This is a genomic window from Pseudomonas sp. PSE1(2024) (genome assembly GCF_050990555.1).
In the GTDB taxonomy this organism is placed as follows: domain Bacteria; phylum Pseudomonadota; class Gammaproteobacteria; order Pseudomonadales; family Pseudomonadaceae; genus Aquipseudomonas; species Aquipseudomonas aphyarum.
This window is the reverse complement of the sequence record NZ_CP158967.1, coordinates 2,975,180-2,994,800: the sequence shown is the minus strand read 5'-3', so window position 1 is coordinate 2,994,800 and position 19,621 is coordinate 2,975,180. Positions and strand designations below refer to the sequence as shown.

At 61.0% G+C, this 19,621-nt stretch carries 18 protein-coding genes; 14 read left to right on the top strand and 4 right to left on the bottom strand.

The features are described 5' to 3' along the window. The first annotated feature begins 91 nt into the window (after nt 1-91). From ABTV87_RS13565 to ABTV87_RS13550, 4 genes are all read left to right on the top strand, one after another. Entirely contained in the window at nt 92-1,192 is a 1,101-nt protein-coding gene (locus ABTV87_RS13565) for an alkene reductase (protein WP_433899744.1), read from the top strand. Between the two features lie 39 nt (nt 1,193-1,231). Continuing rightward, nucleotides 1,232-2,020: an SDR family NAD(P)-dependent oxidoreductase gene (locus ABTV87_RS13560; RefSeq protein ID WP_085604232.1), complete on the top strand. Its 789-nt coding sequence runs from the start codon at nt 1,232-1,234 to the stop codon at nt 2,018-2,020. Between the two features lie 82 nt (nt 2,021-2,102). Beyond that, entirely contained in the window at nt 2,103-2,972 is an 870-nt protein-coding gene (locus ABTV87_RS13555; RefSeq protein WP_433899743.1) for an alpha/beta fold hydrolase, read from the top strand. Between the two features lie 67 nt (nt 2,973-3,039). After that, complete coding sequence (locus ABTV87_RS13550) at nt 3,040-4,038, top strand: NADP-dependent oxidoreductase (protein ID WP_433899857.1); 999 nt, start codon at nt 3,040-3,042, stop codon at nt 4,036-4,038. Nucleotides 4,039-4,226: 188 nt separating this feature from the next. On the opposite strand, the gene ABTV87_RS13545 is transcribed toward ABTV87_RS13550, so the two are convergent. Then, nucleotides 4,227-5,453, bottom strand: a complete 1,227-nt coding sequence (locus tag ABTV87_RS13545) for an MFS transporter (RefSeq protein WP_433899742.1) — start codon at nt 5,451-5,453, stop codon at nt 4,227-4,229. Nucleotides 5,454-5,682: 229 nt separating this feature from the next. Here ABTV87_RS13545 and ABTV87_RS13540 point away from each other — a divergent pair, with 229 nt between their 5' ends. From ABTV87_RS13540 to ABTV87_RS13525, 4 genes are all read left to right on the top strand, one after another. Then, nucleotides 5,683-6,615, top strand: coding sequence for an AraC family transcriptional regulator N-terminal domain-containing protein (locus tag ABTV87_RS13540; protein ID WP_433899741.1), 933 nt, complete (start codon nt 5,683-5,685; stop codon nt 6,613-6,615). Between the two features lie 87 nt (nt 6,616-6,702). Next, the gene (locus ABTV87_RS13535) at nt 6,703-7,158 is read left to right on the top strand and encodes a (2Fe-2S)-binding protein (protein WP_085611777.1); all 456 of its coding nucleotides are present in this window, start codon (nt 6,703-6,705) and stop codon (nt 7,156-7,158) included. Next, nucleotides 7,158-9,407, top strand: coding sequence for a molybdopterin cofactor-binding domain-containing protein (locus tag ABTV87_RS13530; RefSeq protein ID WP_433899740.1), 2,250 nt, complete (start codon nt 7,158-7,160; stop codon nt 9,405-9,407). Before ABTV87_RS13535 ends, ABTV87_RS13530 begins: the two co-directional genes overlap by 1 nt. Nucleotides 9,408-9,424: 17 nt before the next feature. Further along, a complete protein-coding gene (locus tag ABTV87_RS13525) occupies nt 9,425-10,777 on the top strand; it encodes a c-type cytochrome (protein WP_433899739.1) in 1,353 nt (450 codons plus the stop codon). A 90-nt stretch (nt 10,778-10,867) separates the two neighbouring features. On the opposite strand, the gene ABTV87_RS13520 is transcribed toward ABTV87_RS13525, so the two are convergent. Further along, nucleotides 10,868-11,602, bottom strand: coding sequence for an SDR family oxidoreductase (locus tag ABTV87_RS13520; RefSeq protein WP_085604259.1), 735 nt, complete (start codon nt 11,600-11,602; stop codon nt 10,868-10,870). A gap of 180 nt (nt 11,603-11,782) precedes the next feature. After that, complete coding sequence (locus ABTV87_RS13515; protein ID WP_007955176.1) at nt 11,783-12,727, bottom strand: helix-turn-helix domain-containing protein; 945 nt, start codon at nt 12,725-12,727, stop codon at nt 11,783-11,785. Between the two features lie 284 nt (nt 12,728-13,011). Between ABTV87_RS13515 and ABTV87_RS13510 the strand changes: the two genes are divergently transcribed. The 5 genes from ABTV87_RS13510 to ABTV87_RS13490 all read left to right on the top strand — a co-directional run bounded on the left by ABTV87_RS13510 (nt 13,012) and on the right by ABTV87_RS13490 (nt 16,167). Further along, a complete protein-coding gene (locus tag ABTV87_RS13510; RefSeq protein WP_007955177.1) occupies nt 13,012-13,776 on the top strand; it encodes an SDR family NAD(P)-dependent oxidoreductase in 765 nt (254 codons plus the stop codon). 177 nt (nt 13,777-13,953) lie between these two features. Then, on the top strand, nt 13,954-14,166 hold the full coding sequence (locus ABTV87_RS13505; RefSeq protein WP_007955178.1) for a hypothetical protein: 213 nt from the start codon (nt 13,954-13,956) through the stop codon (nt 14,164-14,166). Nucleotides 14,167-14,191: 25 nt separating this feature from the next. Then, nucleotides 14,192-14,449: an Atu4866 domain-containing protein gene (locus ABTV87_RS13500; RefSeq protein ID WP_085604265.1), complete on the top strand. Its 258-nt coding sequence runs from the start codon at nt 14,192-14,194 to the stop codon at nt 14,447-14,449. An 81-nt stretch (nt 14,450-14,530) separates the two neighbouring features. After that, entirely contained in the window at nt 14,531-15,448 is a 918-nt protein-coding gene (locus tag ABTV87_RS13495; RefSeq protein WP_433899856.1) for an AraC family transcriptional regulator N-terminal domain-containing protein, read from the top strand. A gap of 299 nt (nt 15,449-15,747) precedes the next feature. Further along, on the top strand, nt 15,748-16,167 hold the full coding sequence (locus ABTV87_RS13490) for an organic hydroperoxide resistance protein (RefSeq protein ID WP_127797946.1): 420 nt from the start codon (nt 15,748-15,750) through the stop codon (nt 16,165-16,167). Nucleotides 16,168-16,292: 125 nt separating this feature from the next. Here ABTV87_RS13490 and ABTV87_RS13485 read toward each other — a convergent pair whose 3' ends face one another. Beyond that, a complete protein-coding gene (locus tag ABTV87_RS13485) occupies nt 16,293-16,733 on the bottom strand; it encodes a hypothetical protein (RefSeq protein WP_085604274.1) in 441 nt (146 codons plus the stop codon). Nucleotides 16,734-17,138: 405 nt separating this feature from the next. On the opposite strand from ABTV87_RS13485, the gene ABTV87_RS13480 reads away from it, so the two are divergent. After that, nucleotides 17,139-19,313 carry a TonB-dependent siderophore receptor gene (locus ABTV87_RS13480; protein WP_433899738.1) on the top strand — a complete coding sequence of 725 codons (2,175 nt, stop codon included), beginning with the start codon at nt 17,139-17,141 and terminating at the stop codon, nt 19,311-19,313. The last annotated feature ends 308 nt before the right edge of the window (nt 19,314-19,621 follow it).

Here is a 19,621-nt window from a genome sequence, read left to right as displayed (position 1 = left end):
CATAATCAAAACTGTTGACAGTTTAGATTTCGATCATCATCCTAATTTCGCACCCACCGATCTCCATCAACGGGCACGGAAGATTCATCAGATGACCAAGCAGACTCTGTTCACCCCTTACACCCTGGGCAGTCTCACGCTGTCGAACCGCGTTGTTCTCGCACCGCTGACACGCAACCGCGCAGGCCAGGGCTTTGTCCCGAGCGAATTCGCGGCTGTCTATTACAGCCAGCGCGCCAGCGCCGGTTTGCTGATCAGCGAAGCTACACAGATTTCCCGACAGGGCCAGGGTTATCAGGACACCCCCGGGATCTACACGCAGGCGCAGATAGACGGTTGGCGCACGGTCACCGATGCGGTTCACGCCAAGGGCGGAAAAATCTTCCTGCAGCTGTGGCATGTCGGCCGCGTCTCACACGTTGACCTGCAAGAAAACGGCGCCGCACCGGTGGCCCCTTCTGCGCTGCGTGCCGCGACCAAAGTGTTCGTCAACAACCGCTTTGAAGACGTCTCCGAACCCCGCGCCCTGGAAACCAGCGAACTGCCGGGGATCGTCTCCGATTTCCGCCAGGCCGCGGCCAACGCGGTCGCCGCCGGGTTCGACGGCGTGGAGATTCACGGTGCAAACGGCTATTTGCTGGATCAATTCCTCAAGGACAACGCCAATCTGCGCACCGACGCTTACGGCGGTTCGATTGAAAACCGTGCGCGTCTGTTGCTCGAAGTGACAGCGGCCGTCGTCAATGAGATCGGCGCGGATCGCACTGGCGTGCGCCTGTCTCCCGTGTCGCCGGCCAACGGCGTATCCAGCAGCGATCCGCAGGCGCAATTCAATTACGTCGTCGAGCAACTCGACGCCCTCGGTGTGGTTTATCTGCACGTGGTCGAAGGCGCGACTGGCGGCCCTCGCGACGTGGCCCCTTTCGATTTCGGCGCCCTGCGCCAGCGCTTCAAAAACACCTATATCGCCAACAACGGCTATGACCTGGACCTGGCGAACGCGCGGCTCGCCGAAGACCAGGCCGACCTGATCGCCTTCGGTCGCCCGTTCATCGGCAACCCGGATCTGGTGGAGCGCCTCAAGCAGGGCGCGCCGCTGTCCGCTTTCAATCCCGCCACCCTCTACGGCGGCGGCGCGGCGGGCTACATCGACTACCCGGCTCTCGCTGAATCGAGCGTCAGCGCAAGCTGAGCGCGTTCCGTTTCTCACCTCCTGAAAAAGAGATACCCCATGAGCACTCGCCCTACTGTTCTCATCACCGGCGCCTCCACCGGTATCGGCGCCGTCTATGCCGAACGCTTCGCCAAACGTGGCCACGATCTGGTACTGGTCGCCCGCGATCAGGCTCGCCTGGACACACTGGCAGCGCGCTTGCGCAGCGAGCACGACGTCGCCGTCGATGTCATCCCGGCAGACCTGACCCAACTCAGCGATCTGACCACCGTTGAAAGCCGCCTGCGCGACGACGCCCGCATCGGCATTCTCGTCAATAACGCCGGCGCCGCGCTGTCCGGCCACTTCGTCGATCAAAGCACCGACAGCGTTGCGCAACTGGTCGCCCTGAACACCACGGCGCTGGTGCGGCTCGCCAGCGCCATCGCCCCACGCCTGGCCAAGGCCGGCGACGGCGCAATCATCAACATCGGTTCGGTGGTGGGCCTGGCGCCGGAGTTCGGCATGAGCGTCTACGGTGCGACCAAGGCCTTCGTGCTGTTCCTGTCCCAGGGCCTGAGCCTGGAACTCTCGCCTCAGGGCGTCTACGTGCAGGCCGTGTTGCCCGCCGCCACTCGCACGGAAATCTGGGATCGCTCCGGCGTCGACATCAACACCCTGAGCGAAATCATGGAAGTGGGTGATCTGGTGGATGCCGCACTGGTTGGTTTCGATCGTCGCGAACCTGTGACCATCCCGCCGCTGCACGAAGCCGAGCGCTGGGATGACCTGCAGGGCGCACGTCAGGGCCTGCTGGGACAAATCCGCCAGTCTGCGGTTGCCCAGCGCTATCAGACGCCACAGTGATTTTTTGCTAGCGAGCATTCGCGGCAGATTCGATGCAGGCACAGGGCATTGCATCGAATCCTGCCCGCTGGCCGGAGTGACAATGAGTTCAATACAGACAAATTCCCGCTCGGGTTCGCCGACGTCATTCATCGACGCGGCGAACCAGTCGATCACGGTCAACGGCATTCCCTTCGCCTATCGCGACACTGGGCCCGCAACCGGCATGCCCCTGGTACTGTTCAACCATTGGGGCGCGGTACTGGACAACTTCGACCCCGCGATCATCGATGGCCTGGCGCAAACCAGACGCGTCATCACCACCGACTATCGCGGCATCGGCAACTCGGGTGGAACCTCGCCACTGACGGTGGGCGAAATGGCCGACGATGCCATCCAGCTGATCAGGGCGCTGGGGCTGAAAACCGTGGATGTGCTCGGTTTCTCCCTCGGAGGTTTCGTCGCTCAGGACATTGCCCTCAAGGCGCCTGACTTGGTACGCCGGTTGATTCTGACCGGTACTGGACCGGCGGGCGGCACCGGCATCGACAAGGTCGGCACAGTGTCATGGCCATTGATCCTCAAAGGCTTGCTGACCCTGCGCGATCCCAAGTTCTACCTTTTCTTCACCTCGTCGGCCAATGGGCGACGGTCTGCCTCGCAGTATTTAAGACGCCTCAAGGCACGCAAGAACAATCGCGACAAGGGCCCGACACCCCGCGCCTTCCTGCGGCAATTGAAAGCCATCACGGCGTGGGGCAGACAACCGCGGCAAGCGCTCGAACGCTTGCGCACGCCGACGCTGGTCGTCAACGGCGACAACGACATCATGGTGCCCAGCGTTAACTCGTTTGAACTGGCCAGGCTTATCCCCGACGCACAGTTGGTGATTTATGAGGATGCCGGGCACGGCGGGATTTTCCAGCATCACGCCGACTTTGTGGCCAAGGCGCAGGCGTTTCTCGATGCTTGATCACGTCACGCAGCAACACCGCAACCCACCGACTACCCTCCGTACAACCAGCAAGAGCCGCACCACGATGAAAGCATTTCTGATTGATGGCTATGGCAAGAATCCCGGACGCATTGGCGAAGCGCCCGCCCCTGCAGTCGGTGCCCACGACGTCTTGATCGAGGTCCATGCGAGCAGCGTCAACGTGCTGGATTCGAAGATCAGCAAAGGCGAGTTCAAACTGATCCTGCCCTACGCCTTTCCGTTGATCCTGGGCAATGACCTGGCGGGAGTCGTGATTGAAGTCGGTTCGAAGGTGACACGCTTCAAAGCGGGAGACGAGGTATACGCTCGCCCGCCCGAAGCGCGGATCGGGACGTTCGCCCAATTGATCGCCGTGAACGAAAACGCGGTCGCCCTGAAACCCGCCAATACCGACATGGCACAAGCCGCATCCCTGCCCTTGGTTGCACTGACCGCCTGGCAAGTACTGGTTGAAACCGCCCGGCTGCAAAAGGGCCAGAAAGTGCTGATTCACGCGGGTTCCGGCGGCGTCGGCACAATTGCGATTCAGCTTGCCAAACACCTCGGTGCGTTTGTCGCCACAACTACCAGCACCGCCAATGTCGAATGGGTCAAAGCGCTGGGGGCCGATCTAGTCATCGACTATAAACAGCAGAACTTCGAAAATGTGCTGCGTGACTACGACGTGGTGCTGAACAGCCTTGGCGCCGACGTGCTGGAGAAATCACTCGCGGTCCTGAAACCCGGTGGTCAACTCATTTCCATCTCGGGCCCACCCACTGTGCAGTTCGCGAGAGAGCAAGGATTGTCCTGGCCATTGCAGCAAGTCATGCGACTGCTGAGTCTTGGCATTCGTCGCAAAGCGCGCAAGCAGGATGTCAGCTACGCGTTCGTGTTCATGCGGGCCAATGGCGCTCAACTGCAACACATCACCGCGCTCGTGGAGGACGGGATCATCAAACCAGTGGTTGATCGTTCCTTCCCCTTTGAATCAACGGCCGAGGCATTAAAGTACGTCGAGCGGGGACGCGCCAAGGGCAAGGTCGTTGTTTCGCTCAAATGACCACGCCGCAGACTCATGAATCGAACGTAGACACTGCACAGCTTTTACTGCTGGAGCGGCCCTCAGCCGAATTGATTTCGCCAGAGGAGCAGCAAGCGCTTCAACCGGATGATGCGCAGGCTCAGCCGCCCGTTATCGTTTGGCGCAGTTTGATGCTTGAGCCATAAGGAAGGTTGCAGGTGATCTCGTCAGGCTGTCGCGTTCGGCTCGACAAGATGAATTTGCGTGGCATTGCGCCCGGCCAGCCCGGCCAGCCCGGCCAGCCAGGCCAACACAGACGCGGCGACCAGGACAGCGGCGCTAAGCTCGAAGGTGGCTTTGTAGCCGCTCAAATCAAAGGCCAGACCGCCAATGATTGCACCGCCGGCGATCGCCAGTTGGACGATGGCCACCAGCAAGCCGCCTCCGGCTTCCGCATCATCCGGGAGCGTCTGCGCCAGCCACGTCCACCAGCCAACCGGCGCGGCCGTGGCGACCAGCCCCCAGATTCCGAGCAACACGGCGGTCAGCACCGGTGATTTGCCGAAGCTGACCAACGCCAGCGCGATGGCCGCCATGATCAGTGGAATGGCAGTCAGCGTGCGGTAGAGGCCGCGACCCATAAACCGTTCGATCAGAAAGGTGCCGATAAAACCTGCCACTCCAAGCCCCAGCAGCATGAAGGACAAGGTTGAGACACTGACGCCAGTCACGCCTTCAAGAAAGGGCCGTAGATAGGTGAACAGCATGAACTGCCCCATGAAAAAGACACTCACGGCGACCATGCCCAAGGCCACTGGCAATTGCTTCATCAGACGCAGAACGTTGCCGCTACCTGCCTGGCGTTCGGCCTTGAAGGACGGCAGGCTGATCAGCAGCCACACGGCGGCAAGCACCGCGACCGGAACCACACAGAAGAATGCACCGCGCCAGCCGATCAACGAGCCGAGAAAGCTGCCCGCCGGAGCGGCGATGACCGTGGCCAATGCGTTACCGCCATTGACGATGGCCAGCGCGCGGGAAACCTGTTCAGGCTTCACCAGGCGCATGGCAGTCGCCGCCGACAACGACCAGAAACCACCAATCGCAATCCCGATCAAGGCACGTCCAAACATGAAGGACGGGTAGCCCGGGGCGAACGCGACGACCGTACCGGAGACGATCATCAGCAGGGTCAGGCCCAGCAGAAGCTGCTTGCGTTCGATGCGAGCGGCGACCGAGGCGATCAACAAACTGGTGATCAAGGCAAAGGCACCGGACACGGAAATCCCCTGCCCGGCCTGGCCCTCAGTGATGTGCAGGTCCGCCGCAATCGGCGTCAGCAGGCTGACAGGCATGAACTCTGAAGCGACCAGAGCGAATGCCGCTAACGACATCGCCAGCACGGCGCTCCAGCCGCCTGTTCTTTTAGAAGGATCTGTAGAAGGAAACGTCATGGGAACTACCTGTGGTGCGAAAAACGTGTGGGGTGTGATGCGCAGGGGCAAACAGTTTGTCGCCCATCCGGGCAGTGCCCCTGTAACAGATAGACACATTCTCCCGGTCAGTCCGGTGCTTCCCTAGCGCATTCCTCTTGAATGCTTGCCTGATCCTCTGGCGATGCAGGGTCATGGATAGGAAACGTCGCGCGCGCGCATTAGAGTTCGGTCAAAGGAGCGAGCCCACATGATCCCGACCCCTCTGCCCCAGGAATCACCTTTGGCACGGCACATCGACCCGCGTGTGAACGCACCGGGTGACTTCGCCACGTCGATACCCGGGCTGTCGCTGTTTCGTCGCGACCAGCCGGCGCCTCCCGTTGTGTGCATGATCGAGCCCAGCCTGATTCTCGTGGGTCGCGGCGAAAAGCGCCTGTGGGTGGGCGGTGAGGGTTACAGCTATGACCCGTCGCGGTTTCTGGTCACGTCGCTGGACCTGCCCGCCAACTCCGAAGTGATGCTCGCCAGTTCCGGACAGCCCTGCGTCGGCCTCGTATTGAAACTGGATGTCAGCATGCTTGCCGAGGTCATTACCAAGAGCGGCTTGCCCGCGAAACGCCAGCCATCAACGGGTACGGGCGCTGCGATCGGCAGCCTGTCGTCAGCTTTGGAGGACGCGCTCGATCGCCTGCTGGCATTGCTCGATGAACCCGAGGCGATCCCGGTCCTGGCACCGCTGATTCTGCGCGAGATCCACTATCGGCTGCTCCATACCGACCAAGGCCCGCGGCTGCGGCAGATCACTGCCGTCGACGGTCAGGGTTATCGCATCGCCAAGGCGATCGACTGGCTCAAGGTCAACTACACCGATGCCCTGCGCATCGATGATTTGGCCGCGCGGGTGCAGATGAGCGCGCCGACCTTTCACCATCATTTCCGCCAGCTCACCGGCATGAGTCCGCTGCAGTACCAGAAATGGCTGCGGCTCAACGAAGCACGCCGACTGATGTTGATCGAGCGCCTCGACGTTTCGCGGGCGGCGTATGCGGTCGGCTATGAAAGTCCTTCGCAGTTCAGCCGCGAATATGGCCGGCTGTTCGGCACCGCACCGAGCCGCGACATGGCCCTTTTGCGCGGGCAGCCATTCGAGGCAGCAGCGCTCGGCACAGTCGCGAATTGAACGAACAACCAGCGTCACCGATGATGCGCCCCGCCGCGTGTCACCGCTCATAACAATGCACGTCAACCGATGATCAGCGGGTGAATCATGGAACTACGAATCAACCAGAAGACCTATCAGGTCGATGCCGACGCCGATACACCCTTGCTGTGGGTGATCCGCGATGATCTGGGCATGACCGGCACCAAGTACGGCTGCGGGCTGGCGCAATGCGGCGCCTGCTCGGTGCTGGTGGACGGCAACGTCGTGCGCTCGTGCGTCACGCCAGTGGCCGGTGTGGTTGGCCGCGAGGTCACCACCATTGAAGCCATCGAAACCGATGACGTGGGCAAACGAGTCGTCTCGACCTGGGTCGATCTGCAGGTCGCCCAGTGCGGCTACTGCCAGTCCGGGCAGGTAATGGCTGCCACCGCGCTGCTCAAGCAGAACCCCAAACCGAGTGATGCGCAGATCGAGGCGGCGATGGTCAATCTGTGCCGCTGCGGTACTTACAACGCCATTCATGCCGCCGTGCATGAACTTGCCGGCAAGGGGGACGCGTGATGGACGTTCGTATCGATCCTTCACAACACGCTTCAGTCCTGGATCTGCAGGAACCGATCAATGTGTCGCGCAGACGTTTCCTGACCGGTACCGCCGTCGGCGCACTGGTGCTCGGCTTCGGTCTGCCACTCGGTGTGACACGGGTACAAGCGGCAGCGGCAGCGACTGCCGAGCGCGGCACACAGGTCCCGGCGTTTCTCGAGATCCGCCCGGACAATCGGGTGCGCCTGCTCTGCCCGTTCATGGAAGGCGGACAAGGGACGTTCACTGCGATGGCGCAGATTGTCGGTGAAGAACTGGATGCCGACCCGGCAACCTTCCTGGTCGAAGCAGCGCCGCCCGGAGAAGCCTACGTAGTGATGGAAAACGGCATGCGCATCACCGGCGGCAGTATGTCGGTGCGCATGAGCTATCCGGTGATGCGCCGCCTCGGCGCCCTCGCCCGCGCCATGTTGTTGCAGGCGGGCGCGCAGCAACTCGGCGTGCCGGTAAGTGAATTGACCACCGAGCCTGGCAAAGTCGTGCACGCCAAGTCGGGCCGCTCGCTGGCCTACGGTGAACTGGCCGAGCGTGCGATGGATCTGCCGGTTCCTGATCCAGCCTCTGTGAAGCTGCGTGATCCGAGCCAGTTCCGCTGGATCGGCAAACCGGTGAAGCGCCTCGATGCCTATGACAAGTCCACGGGCAAGGCGCTGTACAGCATCGATCTGAAGGTTGACGACATGCTGCATGCCGCCGTTCAACATGCCCCGCGCCTGGGGATGACCGTGGGCAACCTGCGCAACGAAGACCAGGTCAAGGCAATGAAAGGCGTGCATTCCGTGCATCGTCTGCCCGGCGCCGTGGCGGTGGTCGCCGAGCGCTGGTGGCACGCCAAACGAGCAGTCGAGGCGATCCAGGTTGATTGGCAAGAGCCAACAGCCGATAGCAAAGTGCGGCCGATGCCCGCCGACTTTTCCAGCGATGCGTGGTTCAAGCGCCTCGCCGAAGATAAAAGCCCCGCCAAAGATGATGAACACGAAGGCGATGTGGCTTCGATTCTCAAGGATTCCAAGACCCGGATCGACGCCACTTACCACAACCAATACCTGAACCACGGCCAACTGGAACCGCCTTCAGCGCTGGCCCGGTTCAATCCGGACGGTTCGCTGGAAGTCTGGCTGCCGAATCAGGCGCCGGACATGTTCCGTGCCGACATCGCCAAACGCACGGGCCTCGATCTTTCGCGCATCACCTTGCATTCGCCACTGCTGGGTGGGTTCTTCGGCCGGCATTTCCTCTATGACTCGGCCAGTCCGTATCCGCAGGCGATTGCGCTGTCCAAGGCAGTTGGCCGTCCGGTCAAGCTGATCTGGAGCCGCGAAGAAGAGTTCTTGCGTGACGTGCTCCGCCCGGTTGCCGCCGTGAATTTCCGCGCGGCACTGGACAACGACGGCTGGCCGCTGGCAATCGAAGCGGTCAGTGCCACCGAAGGGCCGACCGAAGCCCTCGCCGGCAAGCAAGGTGAAAAGCTCGACCCGACTGCGCTTGAAGGCTTGTCGGGCAAGTCCTACGCGATCCCCAACAAGCGCATCGCGCAGATCTACGTCAAAGGCCCGGCGATGCTTGGCTACTGGCGCTCGGTGGGCAATTCCCTCAACGACTTCTTCTATGAATCGTTCCTCGATGAACTGGCCGACAAGGGAGGCAAAGACCCATTCGAGCTGCGCCTGCATTTGCTGCGTGACAACAAACGGCTGACCACGTTGTTGCAAGCAGTGGGTGAATTGTCGGGCGGTTGGAAGCGCGGCCCGTTTACCGCCGAAGACGGCAGCCGACGTGCGCGAGGGGTGGCCATGGCTTCGCCGTTCGGTACCGAGACGGCGGTGATCGCCGAGGTGTCCATCGAGAACGGCCAGGTCAAGGTGCATGACATCTGGCAGGCGATTGATCCGGGCAGCATCGTCAATCCGGCGATTGTCGAGGCTCAGGTCAATGGCGCCGTGGCGCTGGGTCTGTCGCAGACGTTGGTGGAAGAAGCCGTGTGGGTGGATGGTAAACCGCGGGCGCGCAACTACGACTTGTATCCGATCCTGCCGCCTGCGCGGATGGCACGGGTTCATGTGCGTGTGGTCGAGAGCGGGGAAAAAATGGGTGGCATCGGTGAACCGCCATTGCCTGCGGTCGCGCCCGCTGTCGCTAACGCGGTGGCAGCGCTAACCGGTCAGCGGGTGCGCAGCCTGCCCCTGAGCCGACACACCTTCACCTGATCAGCGCCGGAGCGTTCATGAATAACAGCCGATTCGCAAGAACCGCTGGCTGGCTGGCCGTGCCGTGTCTGGTCGCGGCAGGCCTGCTGGCCTGGTATGTCACCCGCGAGCCCGTCTCGCGCCTGGAAAACCACCAGATCGCCGTGGCCGACATCGACCCGGCGCTGGTCGCCCGTGGCGAATACGTCGCCAGGCTCAGCGATTGCGTAGCCTGTCACAGCGTGCCGGATGGCGCGCCGTTCGCCGGTGGGCTGGAAATGGCCACACCGCTGGGCGCGATCCATGCGACCAATATCACCCCGGACACGGAAACCGGAATCGGCCACTACAGCTTGGCGGACTTCGACCGTGCCGTGCGCCACGGCGTAGCTCCCGACAGTCGCCGGTTATACCCGGCGATGCCCTACCCGTCCTATGCCAAGCTCAGTGACGATGACGTGCGTGCGCTGTATGCGTTCTTCATGAAAGGCGTGGCGCCGGTCAAACAGGCGAACATCCCGAGTGCGATTCCGTTTCCGCTGAACCTGCGTTGGCCGATTGCACTGTGGAACGGTGTGTTTGTCGACGCCGAGCCCTACGTAGCCAAACCGTCGCAGGATGAACGATGGAACCGCGGCGCTTATCTCGTGCAGGGCGCCGGGCACTGTGGCAGTTGCCACACGCCGCGCAGCCTGGCGTTCAACGAGAAGGCACTGGATGAGTCCGGCAAGCCATACCTCGCCGGCGCCCTGCTCGATGGCTGGTACGCACCGAGCCTGCGTGATGATCACAACACCGGGCTGGGCCGCTGGAGCGAGCAAGAGATCGTGCAGTTCCTCAAGACCGGTCGCAACCAGCACGCGGTGGTCTACGGCTCGATGACCGAGGCGTTCAACAACTCCACGCAGTTCATGAGCGATGATGATGTGACCGCGATTGCCCACTACCTGAAGTCGCTTCCCGGCGATAGTGAACGGGATGGCGCACCCTGGCAGTACCAAGCGGTTTCGGCAGCGCAACGTCTGGACTCCCCCGGTGCGCATACCTACGTGACACGCTGTGCGTCTTGCCACGGTCTGGACGGCAAGGGTCAATCGCAATGGATGCCGCCGCTGGCCGGCGCGACTTCTGCACTGGCCAAGGAAAGCGCCTCGGCGATCAACATCACCCTCAATGGCGCGCAACGTGTGGTGGCGGCCGGCGTGCCGGATGCCTATCGCATGCCGGCCTTCCGTGAGCAGCTGTCGGATCAGCAGATCGCCGAAGTGCTGACCTTCATGCGCAGCACCTGGGGCAACCACGGCAGTGCCGTTGATGCGCAGACGGTGGGCAAGCTACGTGAGCACACCGATCCGGCCAGCAGCAGTCCGATCATCCTGCAGATGCGCTAGAGGAGAGATTGATAAAACATCGACTTGCGGGTCCCGCGCACGGCGCGGGACTGGCTAGCCGCCGGCGAGCGCGCCTTGCCCCCAGACTGCTCAGTGTGGACTGGCGGTCGGGCGAACCACAATCTCACTCACATCAACATCGTCAGGCTGCTCGATGGCATAGGCGAGCGCTCGCGCAATGGCGTCTGCATTGAGTGCCACACGACGGAAGGCTTTCATTTCCTCGCGTGCCACCTCATCGGAAATCGTATCGGCCAGTTCGGACTCGACCACACCCGGGCACACCACGGTCACCCGGATCTTGTCCGTTTCCTGGCGCAAGCCATCCGAGATAGCCCTGACTGCGAATTTGGTCGCGCAGTACACCGCCGCTGTCGGAGACACCGCCAGGCCACCAATGGACGAGATATTGATGACCTGCCCGAAGCCCTGCGCCTGCATGTCCGGCAAGACGGCGGCAATACCGTGCAGCACACCGCGAACGTTGACATCAAGCATCTGGTTCCATTCATCGACCTTCAACGAAGCCAGCGGAGACAAAGGCATCACCCCCGCGTTGTTGATGATCACATCGACCTTGCCATGTTGCGTCTTGGCGAATGCCACGAAGGCGTGCATCGATTGCAGATCCGTAACGTCGAGTGCGCAGGCACTTGCGGAGCCCCCTTCGGCCTGGATCTCGCTGACCAGTTTGTCCAGACGCTCGGTACGGCGGGCGCCGAGAACCACATGCGCGCCTTTGGCAGCAATCAACCTGGCCGCTGCTTCGCCAATACCACTGCTTGCACCGGTAATCAGGACGACTTTGTTTTGAATGTTCGACATATCCGTAGCTCCTGCTGTCTGCATTGAAGTTCAGCACCGACCGCTGAAGACGCGTTCGTTACTGCGGGGTACGTCGAAAAGATTAAGGGCACGAGCCTCGTCGACGCGTGCCGAAACCTGCGCAACTTTTGCCTATTCGTGTCTGTGTGCATCGCCTGCAAACCTGAAACGCAGCGGCGCTCAAGCCCCACGGAACTCGCTAGGCGTTACGCCCACTTCACGCCGAAAGATCTGAGAGAAGTGACTGGGGCTTGAGTAGCCGACTTCCAGTCCGACATCGATGACGTTAAGGCGGGTTTTCAGCAACAGGTGCCGCGCGCGAGCCATGCGCAAGCGAATGAAGTACTGCGACGGCGAAAGCCCCGTCGCCCGCTTGAACAGGCGACTGAAGTGGTACTCGCTCAGCTCGGCAAGACTGGCCAGTTTGGCCAGGCTGAATTCAGCGCTCAGATGCGCGCTCATGGCGTCCGTGACTTTGCGCAATTTGTAGGCTTGCAAGGCATTGACCCGACGCCCGGGCTGGCCTTCATCGAGATAGCTGCGCACCAGATGCACGGCCAGCGCCTGTGCCAGCGAGCGGGCGAAAAGAGCGCTGGGCGAGCGTTCCAGAAGCAGTTCGGTGCGCAATTGCTCCATCACAAATGCGACGCGCTCGTCCCGTGCCCCTGAAACATCGCGCAAACGCACAGACCCTGCGTGCTGACCCGACAGCTCTCGAGACGCTTGCTCGATCAGCGGCAGCCCGAGATAAAGATGCATGACTTCGAAGGTATCGCCTCCGTGCGTCTGCCAGCGCATTTCATACGGCTCATCGGAACTGGTAAGGAAAAAATCGCCGGCACTGACCTGCGCAGTTTCCCACTCGCCACCCAATGCGCGCTCCTCCACCCTGGCCGCCCCGGCCAGAACCAGAACGAGCAACGGCTCCACCACTGCAGGCACGAGAATGGGTTCGGTAACACTGCGATGGGTGAACAGCTGAATCACAACATCCGTGATTTCCGGGCGCGAGGGTAACGCCTGCGGTTCGCCTGGCAGGAACTCAGCCATCGACTCGCCGGTGATGCGCAAGTCTCGAGAAGATGTCGACATCTGTTCCTGGGAGGTACGCCCGGTATTTGCCATGAACTCGTCCTTTTCAGATTCGGCTGTGCCAAGCCCGACAGGTCTTGGATGCTTGCCCGCACGCCGCGTCAGCAGACCGGCTCGATGATATCGGGCTTTTGCCGTGGATTGAATCGAGCACCGAACCTTCCTCACTGACATTCAGCGCAAAACCCCGACAGCGCGGACAATCCCACGAAAGCCTACTTCGCTTCGCTGCGAGACAGTGGGCCTGTCGCCGATGACAGCGCCTCGCCGGCGCCAACACGGCTTGTCGCTACTCGATCAAATCGCTGGAGAACATCATGAACGACTTCAAGAACAGCACCCCAAACGAAGTGGCCGGTAAAGTTGCGCTGGTCACTGGCGCGGCCAGTGGCATCGGCAAGGCCATCGCACTGCTGCTGCATGCCCGCGGCGCCCAGGTCATTGCTGAAGATATAAACCCTGAGGTTGAAGCGCTGGCCCGCCCAGGCCTGATCCCCCTGGTGGCAGACATCACTCAGGACGGAGCAGCCGAACGCGCCGTCGCCCTGGCCGTCGAGCAATTCGGTCGGCTGGACATTCTCGTCAACAACGCCGGCATCATCATCAACAAACTGGTCATCGACATGACCCGCGAAGACTGGGAACGCATTCAGGCGGTCAACGCCACGGCGGCCTTTTTGCATAGCCGGGAGGCGGTCAAAGCGATGATGCCCAACAAGTCCGGATCGATCGTCAACATCGCGTCCTACGCTTCCTATTTCGCCTTCCCCACCATTGCCGCCTACACCGCTTCCAAAGGCGCGCTGGCCCAATTGACGCGCACCCTGGCGCTTGAGGTCATTGGCCACGGCATCCGCGTCAACGCTGTCGGTGTCGGCGATGTGGTGACCAACATCCTCAACAATGTGGTCGACGACGGCCCTGCCTTTCTCGCCCAACATGGCGAAGCGGCGCCGATCGGCCGTGCCGCCCAACCGGAAGAAATCGCCGAAGTGGTCGCGTTCATCGCCTCGGATCGGGCCAGCTTCATGGTCGGTTCGGTGGTCATGGCCGACGGCGGGATGACAGTCACGGCCGGCTGAGCCGCAGCACAAACGCGCCGCAGGACATGCCCGACGAGCCCGAGAGGATCGGGCAAATCTGCGGCAGTTTCGTCCTAACACCGCTGCGCCCGGCTACGTAATCTGAAAGCACGCAACGGATGCACACACAGGCCACGGCAGGCCGCTCAGATGAACAACGTCAATGAGGACTGAACAATGAAAAACGCAAAACGGCTTTCCCTTTCACTGTTGATCGGCGCGATGGTGGCCTGCGCGATCAACCTTTCCTCGACCGGCCTGTACCTGGCCGCTGACGGATCTGACCGAACTCCCGGCATGCGCGTGAGTGAAGGCGGCAGTGACCGCACACCAGGGTTCCGGGTTGCCGAAGACGGCGCTGATCGCACGGCTTTGGGTCGTATCGGCTGAGTCTGAAAATAGAGGAGAAAAGCTGATGAAAAATGCCAGACAAACCACTCAGGATCATCGTTACGCAGGCATGTGGGTCACCGCGGATGGATTCATCCGGCATGAGCTTCTGACGACTGGTCGTTATGACGAGGCCCGTGGTAAAAACAAGAGCGCCTATCAGGGCCGCTACGAACTGGTTGGTGATTACATCCAGTACTGGGACGACACCGGCTTCACCGCTGATGGCCACTTTCATGACGACGTGCTGTATCACGCCGGAATGATCCTGTATCGGCAATGAGTACTTTGATGATGTCGGGTGAATATCGTCTGCCTGAAAAGCTTCAGGCAGACGCTCATGAACACTTGTGAGAGCCTTGAAATGGAACAGAGCGATGCTTTCATCCTTCAGAACACCGCCATCTACCGTGACGATCTGGTTCGCCTGCTGACGCAACGGTTTACCACACCCGGGATCTATGAGACCGCCATAGCCCCCCTGCATGTGATTCGTTTCGATGCGCCTTCGGAGCTTATCCATACCGTGCACAAACCGGCACTTTGCCTGATCGTGCAAGGACAAAAAGAAATCAGCCTGGGTGACGATCATTACCTCTACGACCCGCTCAGTTACCTGGTGGTCTCGGTGACGCTCCCGGTTGCCGGGCGCGTGCTGAAGGCCAGTCCGGAAGCGCCCTACCTGTGTATCCGGTTCGATTTCGAGGCCACGGAAATTGCGCAGGTCATCGCCGACGCTCCGCCCTCGGGCGTACCGGACGAGCCGGAATTGGGCCTTTTCCTTGAAAGGGTCGATGTGCCCCTGCTGGAAACCATGCTTCGACTGGTCCGACTGCTGGACACCCCGAAAGACATCGGCATGCTGGCACCTCTGGCCCTGCGGGAGCTGTATTACCGCCTTCTACGCGGCATGCACGGCCGTCGTCTGTATGAGCTTGCCCTCGGCGACTCGCAAACACGTCGGGTTACGCGGGCAATCGATTGGTTGAATAACCACTACACCCAACCCTTGCGCATCGAAGAACTCGCCCGGGTCGCCAATTTGGGCAACTCCACATTGCATCATCGCTTCAAGGCAGTGACGGCCATGAGCCCGCTGCAATATCAGAAACAACTGCGCCTGCAGGAAGCCCGCCGTCTGTTGCTCGGCGAAGGGCTGGACGTGGCGAGCGCCTGTTATCGTGTGGGCTACGAAAGCCCGTCGCAATTCAGCCGGGAATACAGTCGCCAGTTTGGCTGCCCACCTTCCAAAGATGCCAGCCGCACGCGTCGCACTGGGTAAATCCCGCACTTTGACGCAGACGCGGGGAACGGTTATCCGCCCGGATCGCGAAAGAGGCAGGCAGACGCAAGCCTGCCCTATTGCGCAATGCACAGCGACCTCTGTACGCCATCAATGCGTATCGCCACGTGATAAACGACAGGAACCAATGGCCTGCCGCGTCCCCGATGTCCAGGCCAGGCTACAGAGCGATACAAAAACGCCGCTGCACGACACATCCCGGGTACATGCCAATGCAAAAGTGTGAGCCATCGGAACCTTCACTGTCCGACATCAACCATCACTCAGGCAGGTATTCCATGATCAATCAAATCGACACCGTGCTGTACACCGGCAAGACTCGCACCACTGGCGGGCGCGATGGCGCGTCGCGCAGTTCGGACGGCAACCTGGACATCAAGCTCTCGCCACCCGGTTCAAATGGTAGTGGCACCAATCCCGAACAGCTGTTGGCAGCCGGTTGGTCGGCCTGCTTCATCGGCGCCATGGGCAAGGCAGCCGCGGCACAGAAGATCAGGCTTCCGGCGGATGTGGCGGTCGAAACCGAAATCGATCTGGGCAAGGCCGGCGATGCATTCTTTCTTCAGGCGCGCTTGAGTGTCAGCCTGCCGGGGCTGGAGCCTTCGGTCGCTCAGGCGCTGGTGGACGCTGCGCATCAGACCTGCCCTTACTCAAAGGCCACTCGCGGCAACATCGACGTCACCCTGCGGTTGATCTGAATCAACCCTGTTTGATCCTGCAAACCGCCCGATGCACGGCTTCGGGCGGTTTTTTTTTACAGGGTTGGAGCGATGCCGCTCCTCCGGTTCAAACAACCAGAGGAGCGAAATGGTCATTCAACGATTTACGCAAACGACGTCTCGTGCTCGCTTTCGTGGACGTAAATCCACGAGATTCCCGATGGCGAATCCGGGTCGAGGCGCATCAGCGCCGAGTCGACTTTTTTCTTGGTGATCCCGTTCTTGACCAGGTCGAAAACCGTCAGGAAGCAGTCACCGGGAAGCGGCGTGATCGAGAGATTGATGATGTGCGATTCGGGGCTTCCGGCACGCTTGCCGTGCAGGCCCCAAAGGCGCTCCCAGTAGTTCTCCCGGTCCATGATCTGACCGTCCGTGAGCACCACCCGGAAATCGTTCGCCAGGGCATCGTACAAAGGCTTTATCGCGTCTTCCGACTGGGAAGCCACGCCGCGCGACCACGGGAAAAAGAGGTTGTACCAGCGGTACACCTCGGCTTGGACCAGCGCTGTTTTATCGGTTGTTTCGGTGACTCGGCTGATTGCCATCTGCGTTCTCCTTAACGAGTTAAAAGGCGCGGGTTTCCGTTGCGCATCGCCTGAGCGACGCTCCGCGCCTCATTCAAGATCCATCCTGAAATCAACGTCACGGGGCCAGTTCGAATTCGCTTCAATGACTTCAGAATTTCTCCTGTCATTTGGCTGACCCGGCCACAAAAATAGACGCCAACCCGTTGGTTTGCATTGGAAACTGACAAACGGCTTTTCCGCTGTCTGCGCTGCAACGTCCGTGCTTGAGCGGTTCGGTAATGACTCAAGCCCTCCGCCCTCTCCCGTTGCGCAATTTCACATTTTTTTCACGAAGCGCTTTGTTGCGGTAAAAAACCCTGACACAATTATTGGCAATGATTCTCAACAGCTCTTTGTTTGCTATTTAAAAATCAGGAAGCCTTCATGTCGCGCCCAACCTCGCCGCATCGTTTCATCCCGTCACGCAATCTCCTGTCCATGGCCATCTGCATGGCCGTCATGACCCCGGCGCTGGCCGATGAAACCCGCGAGGCGCAGGACACCGCCCCGCCCGCCACCCTCGAGCTCGGCGCGACCGCGATCACCTCCACCCAACTGGGCAGCACCACCGAAGGCTCCGAGTCATACACCACCGGCACCATGGCCACCGCCACCAAATTGCCGTTGACCCTGCGCGAAACGCCGCAAGCCGTCACCGTCATCACCCGCCAGCGCATGGACGATCAGGCGATGACCAGCATCAATGACGTGGTCAACGCCACGCCGGGTCTGTTCCTCGACTACTCCAACGGCCCAGGCCGACAGGCCTACAAAGCCCGGGGTTTCAACATCGACAACCTGATGTACGACGGCATTCCGAGCGGCTACGACGGCGTGAACGTCGGCTCCCAGCCGAATCTGGCGATGTTCGATCGGGTCGAGGTTGTTCGGGGGGCGACCGGTCTGGTCACCGGCGCCGGCAACCCTTCGGCGGCGATCAACCTGGTGCGCAAACGACCATTGGCCGAGCAGCGCGTCACGCTGACCGGCGCCGCCGGGACCTGGGACAACTATCGCGGCGAGCTCGATGCTTCCAGCCCGCTCAACGACAGCGGCACCCTGCGCGGCCGGGTGGTCACGTCCTACCACGACGCCAACAGCTTCATCGATGACGTCGACGAGCAACACAACCTGTTCTACGCCGTCACCGAAGCCGATCTGAGCGAAGACACCACCCTGACCCTCGGCTTCTCGCACCAGAAGGACAGGACCAACTACTTTTGGGGTTCATCAATGATCGGCCTCGACGGTCATCACCTCGACCTGCCGCGCTCGTATAACCCCGGCACTTCCTGGGAGGACAAGGATCAGGAAATCAACACCGTCTTCGCCGAGATCCGTCAGCAACTGGCCAACGACTGGAAGCTGCAGGTCAACGCCAACTATTCCGAGCAGAACGCACTGTTCTCCGGCTCGTACCAGTCGCGCTGGGTCAACAACACCCTGGCCCGCACGGTTTACCAGTCCAAGGCCGATGAAAACCAGGCCGGTCTGGACGCCTTCTTCAGCGGCCCGTTCGAAGCCTTCGGACGTAGCCATGAACTGGTGGTCGGCGCCAGCAAACGCATCTACGACCTGACCACCCACAACTACTCGCCGTACGACACCAACTGGCCGATCAACGCCGGCAAACCGGACTTCGTCCACACCGACAACGGGCGTGAAGTCACCACTCAGGACGGCGTGTACCTGACCACCCGCCTGAGCCTGGCCGACCCGCTGAAGCTGATCCTCGGCGGGCGTCTGGACTGGTACGACTACGACAACCGCGATGGCAACGGCGACTACAAAGTCACCCGCAACGTCACCCGCTACGCCGGCCTGATCTACGAGCTGGACGACCATCATTCGGTATACGCCAGCTACAGCGACATCTTCACCCCGCAGAGCAACAAGGGCACCTCGGGTAACCCGGTCAAGCCGATCGTGGGCAAGAACTACGAGGTCGGCATCAAGGGCGAATACCTGGGCGGCGCGCTGAACGCCAGCCTCGCCGTGTTCCGTGTCGATCAGGAAAACCGCGCGGTACAAGTGTTCGTGCCGAACTGCCCGCAGTCTTCCTGCTATGAGGCCTCCGGCGAGATCCGCAGCCAGGGTATCGACTTCGAACTGCAAGGCGCGCTCACCGACAACTGGCAGATCGGCGGCGGCTACACCTACGCCCGCACGCACACCATCAAGGACGAGGCGAACCCGCAGAACGTCAACAAGCAGTTCGACACCGACACCCCGGAACACCTGTTCAAACTCACCACCCGCTACAACTTCCAGGGCCCGCTGGAAAAACTGCGTGTGGGCGGCAACATCTCCTGGCAGAGCCGCATGTACAACGACATCGAACTGCTTGATGGCGGCAACTACCGACTCAAGCAAGGCGCGTACGCCGTGACCGACCTGATGGCCGGCTACCGGGTCAATGACAACCTCGACCTGCAACTCAACGCCAACAACATCTTCGACCGCAAGTACTACTCCACCATCGCCAACTCCGTCAGCTACGGCGGCGACAGCTATGGCACGCCGCGCAACATGATGTTGACGGCCAAATACACCTTCTAAGCTGTCCGGGCGCAGGGACGCGCCAACCCCGCCAAGATTCCTCCCGCCACACCTACATACCAAAGCGTTAATTTCGAAAACCCATGTCTGGTATTCAGCGGCTTTCCTTTGCCCAAAGATTGCCTTCGGCCAGGGCAGCAGCCTTGCGCCGCCTGTGCGACTTCAATAACTCAATGGGTGTTCAAAATGACTGACGAGAAAAACGGAACCACGCGTCTGGCTTGATCACGACGGGAGCCATGGCCGCGACCCTGGCGGTGGCATTACCGGCGCTGGCGACGCAGCAGACACCGGCATCCGCGTCAGGG

Bases quoted from the DNA above. Each gene is read 5' to 3' on its own strand.
- ABTV87_RS13565 (WP_433899744.1), top strand. From the start codon at position 92: ATGACCAAGCAGACTCTGTTCACCCCTTACACCCTGGGCAGTCTCACG.
- ABTV87_RS13560 (WP_085604232.1), top strand. From the start codon at position 1,232: ATGAGCACTCGCCCTACTGTTCTCATCACCGGCGCCTCCACCGGTATC.
- ABTV87_RS13555 (WP_433899743.1), top strand. From the start codon at position 2,103: ATGAGTTCAATACAGACAAATTCCCGCTCGGGTTCGCCGACGTCATTC.
- ABTV87_RS13550 (WP_433899857.1), top strand. From the start codon at position 3,040: ATGAAAGCATTTCTGATTGATGGCTATGGCAAGAATCCCGGACGCATT.
- ABTV87_RS13545 (WP_433899742.1), bottom strand. From the start codon at position 5,453: ATGACGTTTCCTTCTACAGATCCTTCTAAAAGAACAGGCGGCTGGAGC.
- ABTV87_RS13540 (WP_433899741.1), top strand. From the start codon at position 5,683: ATGATCCCGACCCCTCTGCCCCAGGAATCACCTTTGGCACGGCACATC.
- ABTV87_RS13535 (WP_085611777.1), top strand. From the start codon at position 6,703: ATGGAACTACGAATCAACCAGAAGACCTATCAGGTCGATGCCGACGCC.
- ABTV87_RS13530 (WP_433899740.1), top strand. From the start codon at position 7,158: ATGGACGTTCGTATCGATCCTTCACAACACGCTTCAGTCCTGGATCTG.
- ABTV87_RS13525 (WP_433899739.1), top strand. From the start codon at position 9,425: ATGAATAACAGCCGATTCGCAAGAACCGCTGGCTGGCTGGCCGTGCCG.
- ABTV87_RS13520 (WP_085604259.1), bottom strand. From the start codon at position 11,602: ATGTCGAACATTCAAAACAAAGTCGTCCTGATTACCGGTGCAAGCAGT.
- ABTV87_RS13515 (WP_007955176.1), bottom strand. From the start codon at position 12,727: ATGGCAAATACCGGGCGTACCTCCCAGGAACAGATGTCGACATCTTCT.
- ABTV87_RS13510 (WP_007955177.1), top strand. From the start codon at position 13,012: ATGAACGACTTCAAGAACAGCACCCCAAACGAAGTGGCCGGTAAAGTT.
- ABTV87_RS13505 (WP_007955178.1), top strand. From the start codon at position 13,954: ATGAAAAACGCAAAACGGCTTTCCCTTTCACTGTTGATCGGCGCGATG.
- ABTV87_RS13500 (WP_085604265.1), top strand. From the start codon at position 14,192: ATGAAAAATGCCAGACAAACCACTCAGGATCATCGTTACGCAGGCATG.
- ABTV87_RS13495 (WP_433899856.1), top strand. From the start codon at position 14,531: ATGGAACAGAGCGATGCTTTCATCCTTCAGAACACCGCCATCTACCGT.
- ABTV87_RS13490 (WP_127797946.1), top strand. From the start codon at position 15,748: ATGATCAATCAAATCGACACCGTGCTGTACACCGGCAAGACTCGCACC.
- ABTV87_RS13485 (WP_085604274.1), bottom strand. From the start codon at position 16,733: ATGGCAATCAGCCGAGTCACCGAAACAACCGATAAAACAGCGCTGGTC.
- ABTV87_RS13480 (WP_433899738.1), top strand. From the start codon at position 17,139: ATGTCGCGCCCAACCTCGCCGCATCGTTTCATCCCGTCACGCAATCTC.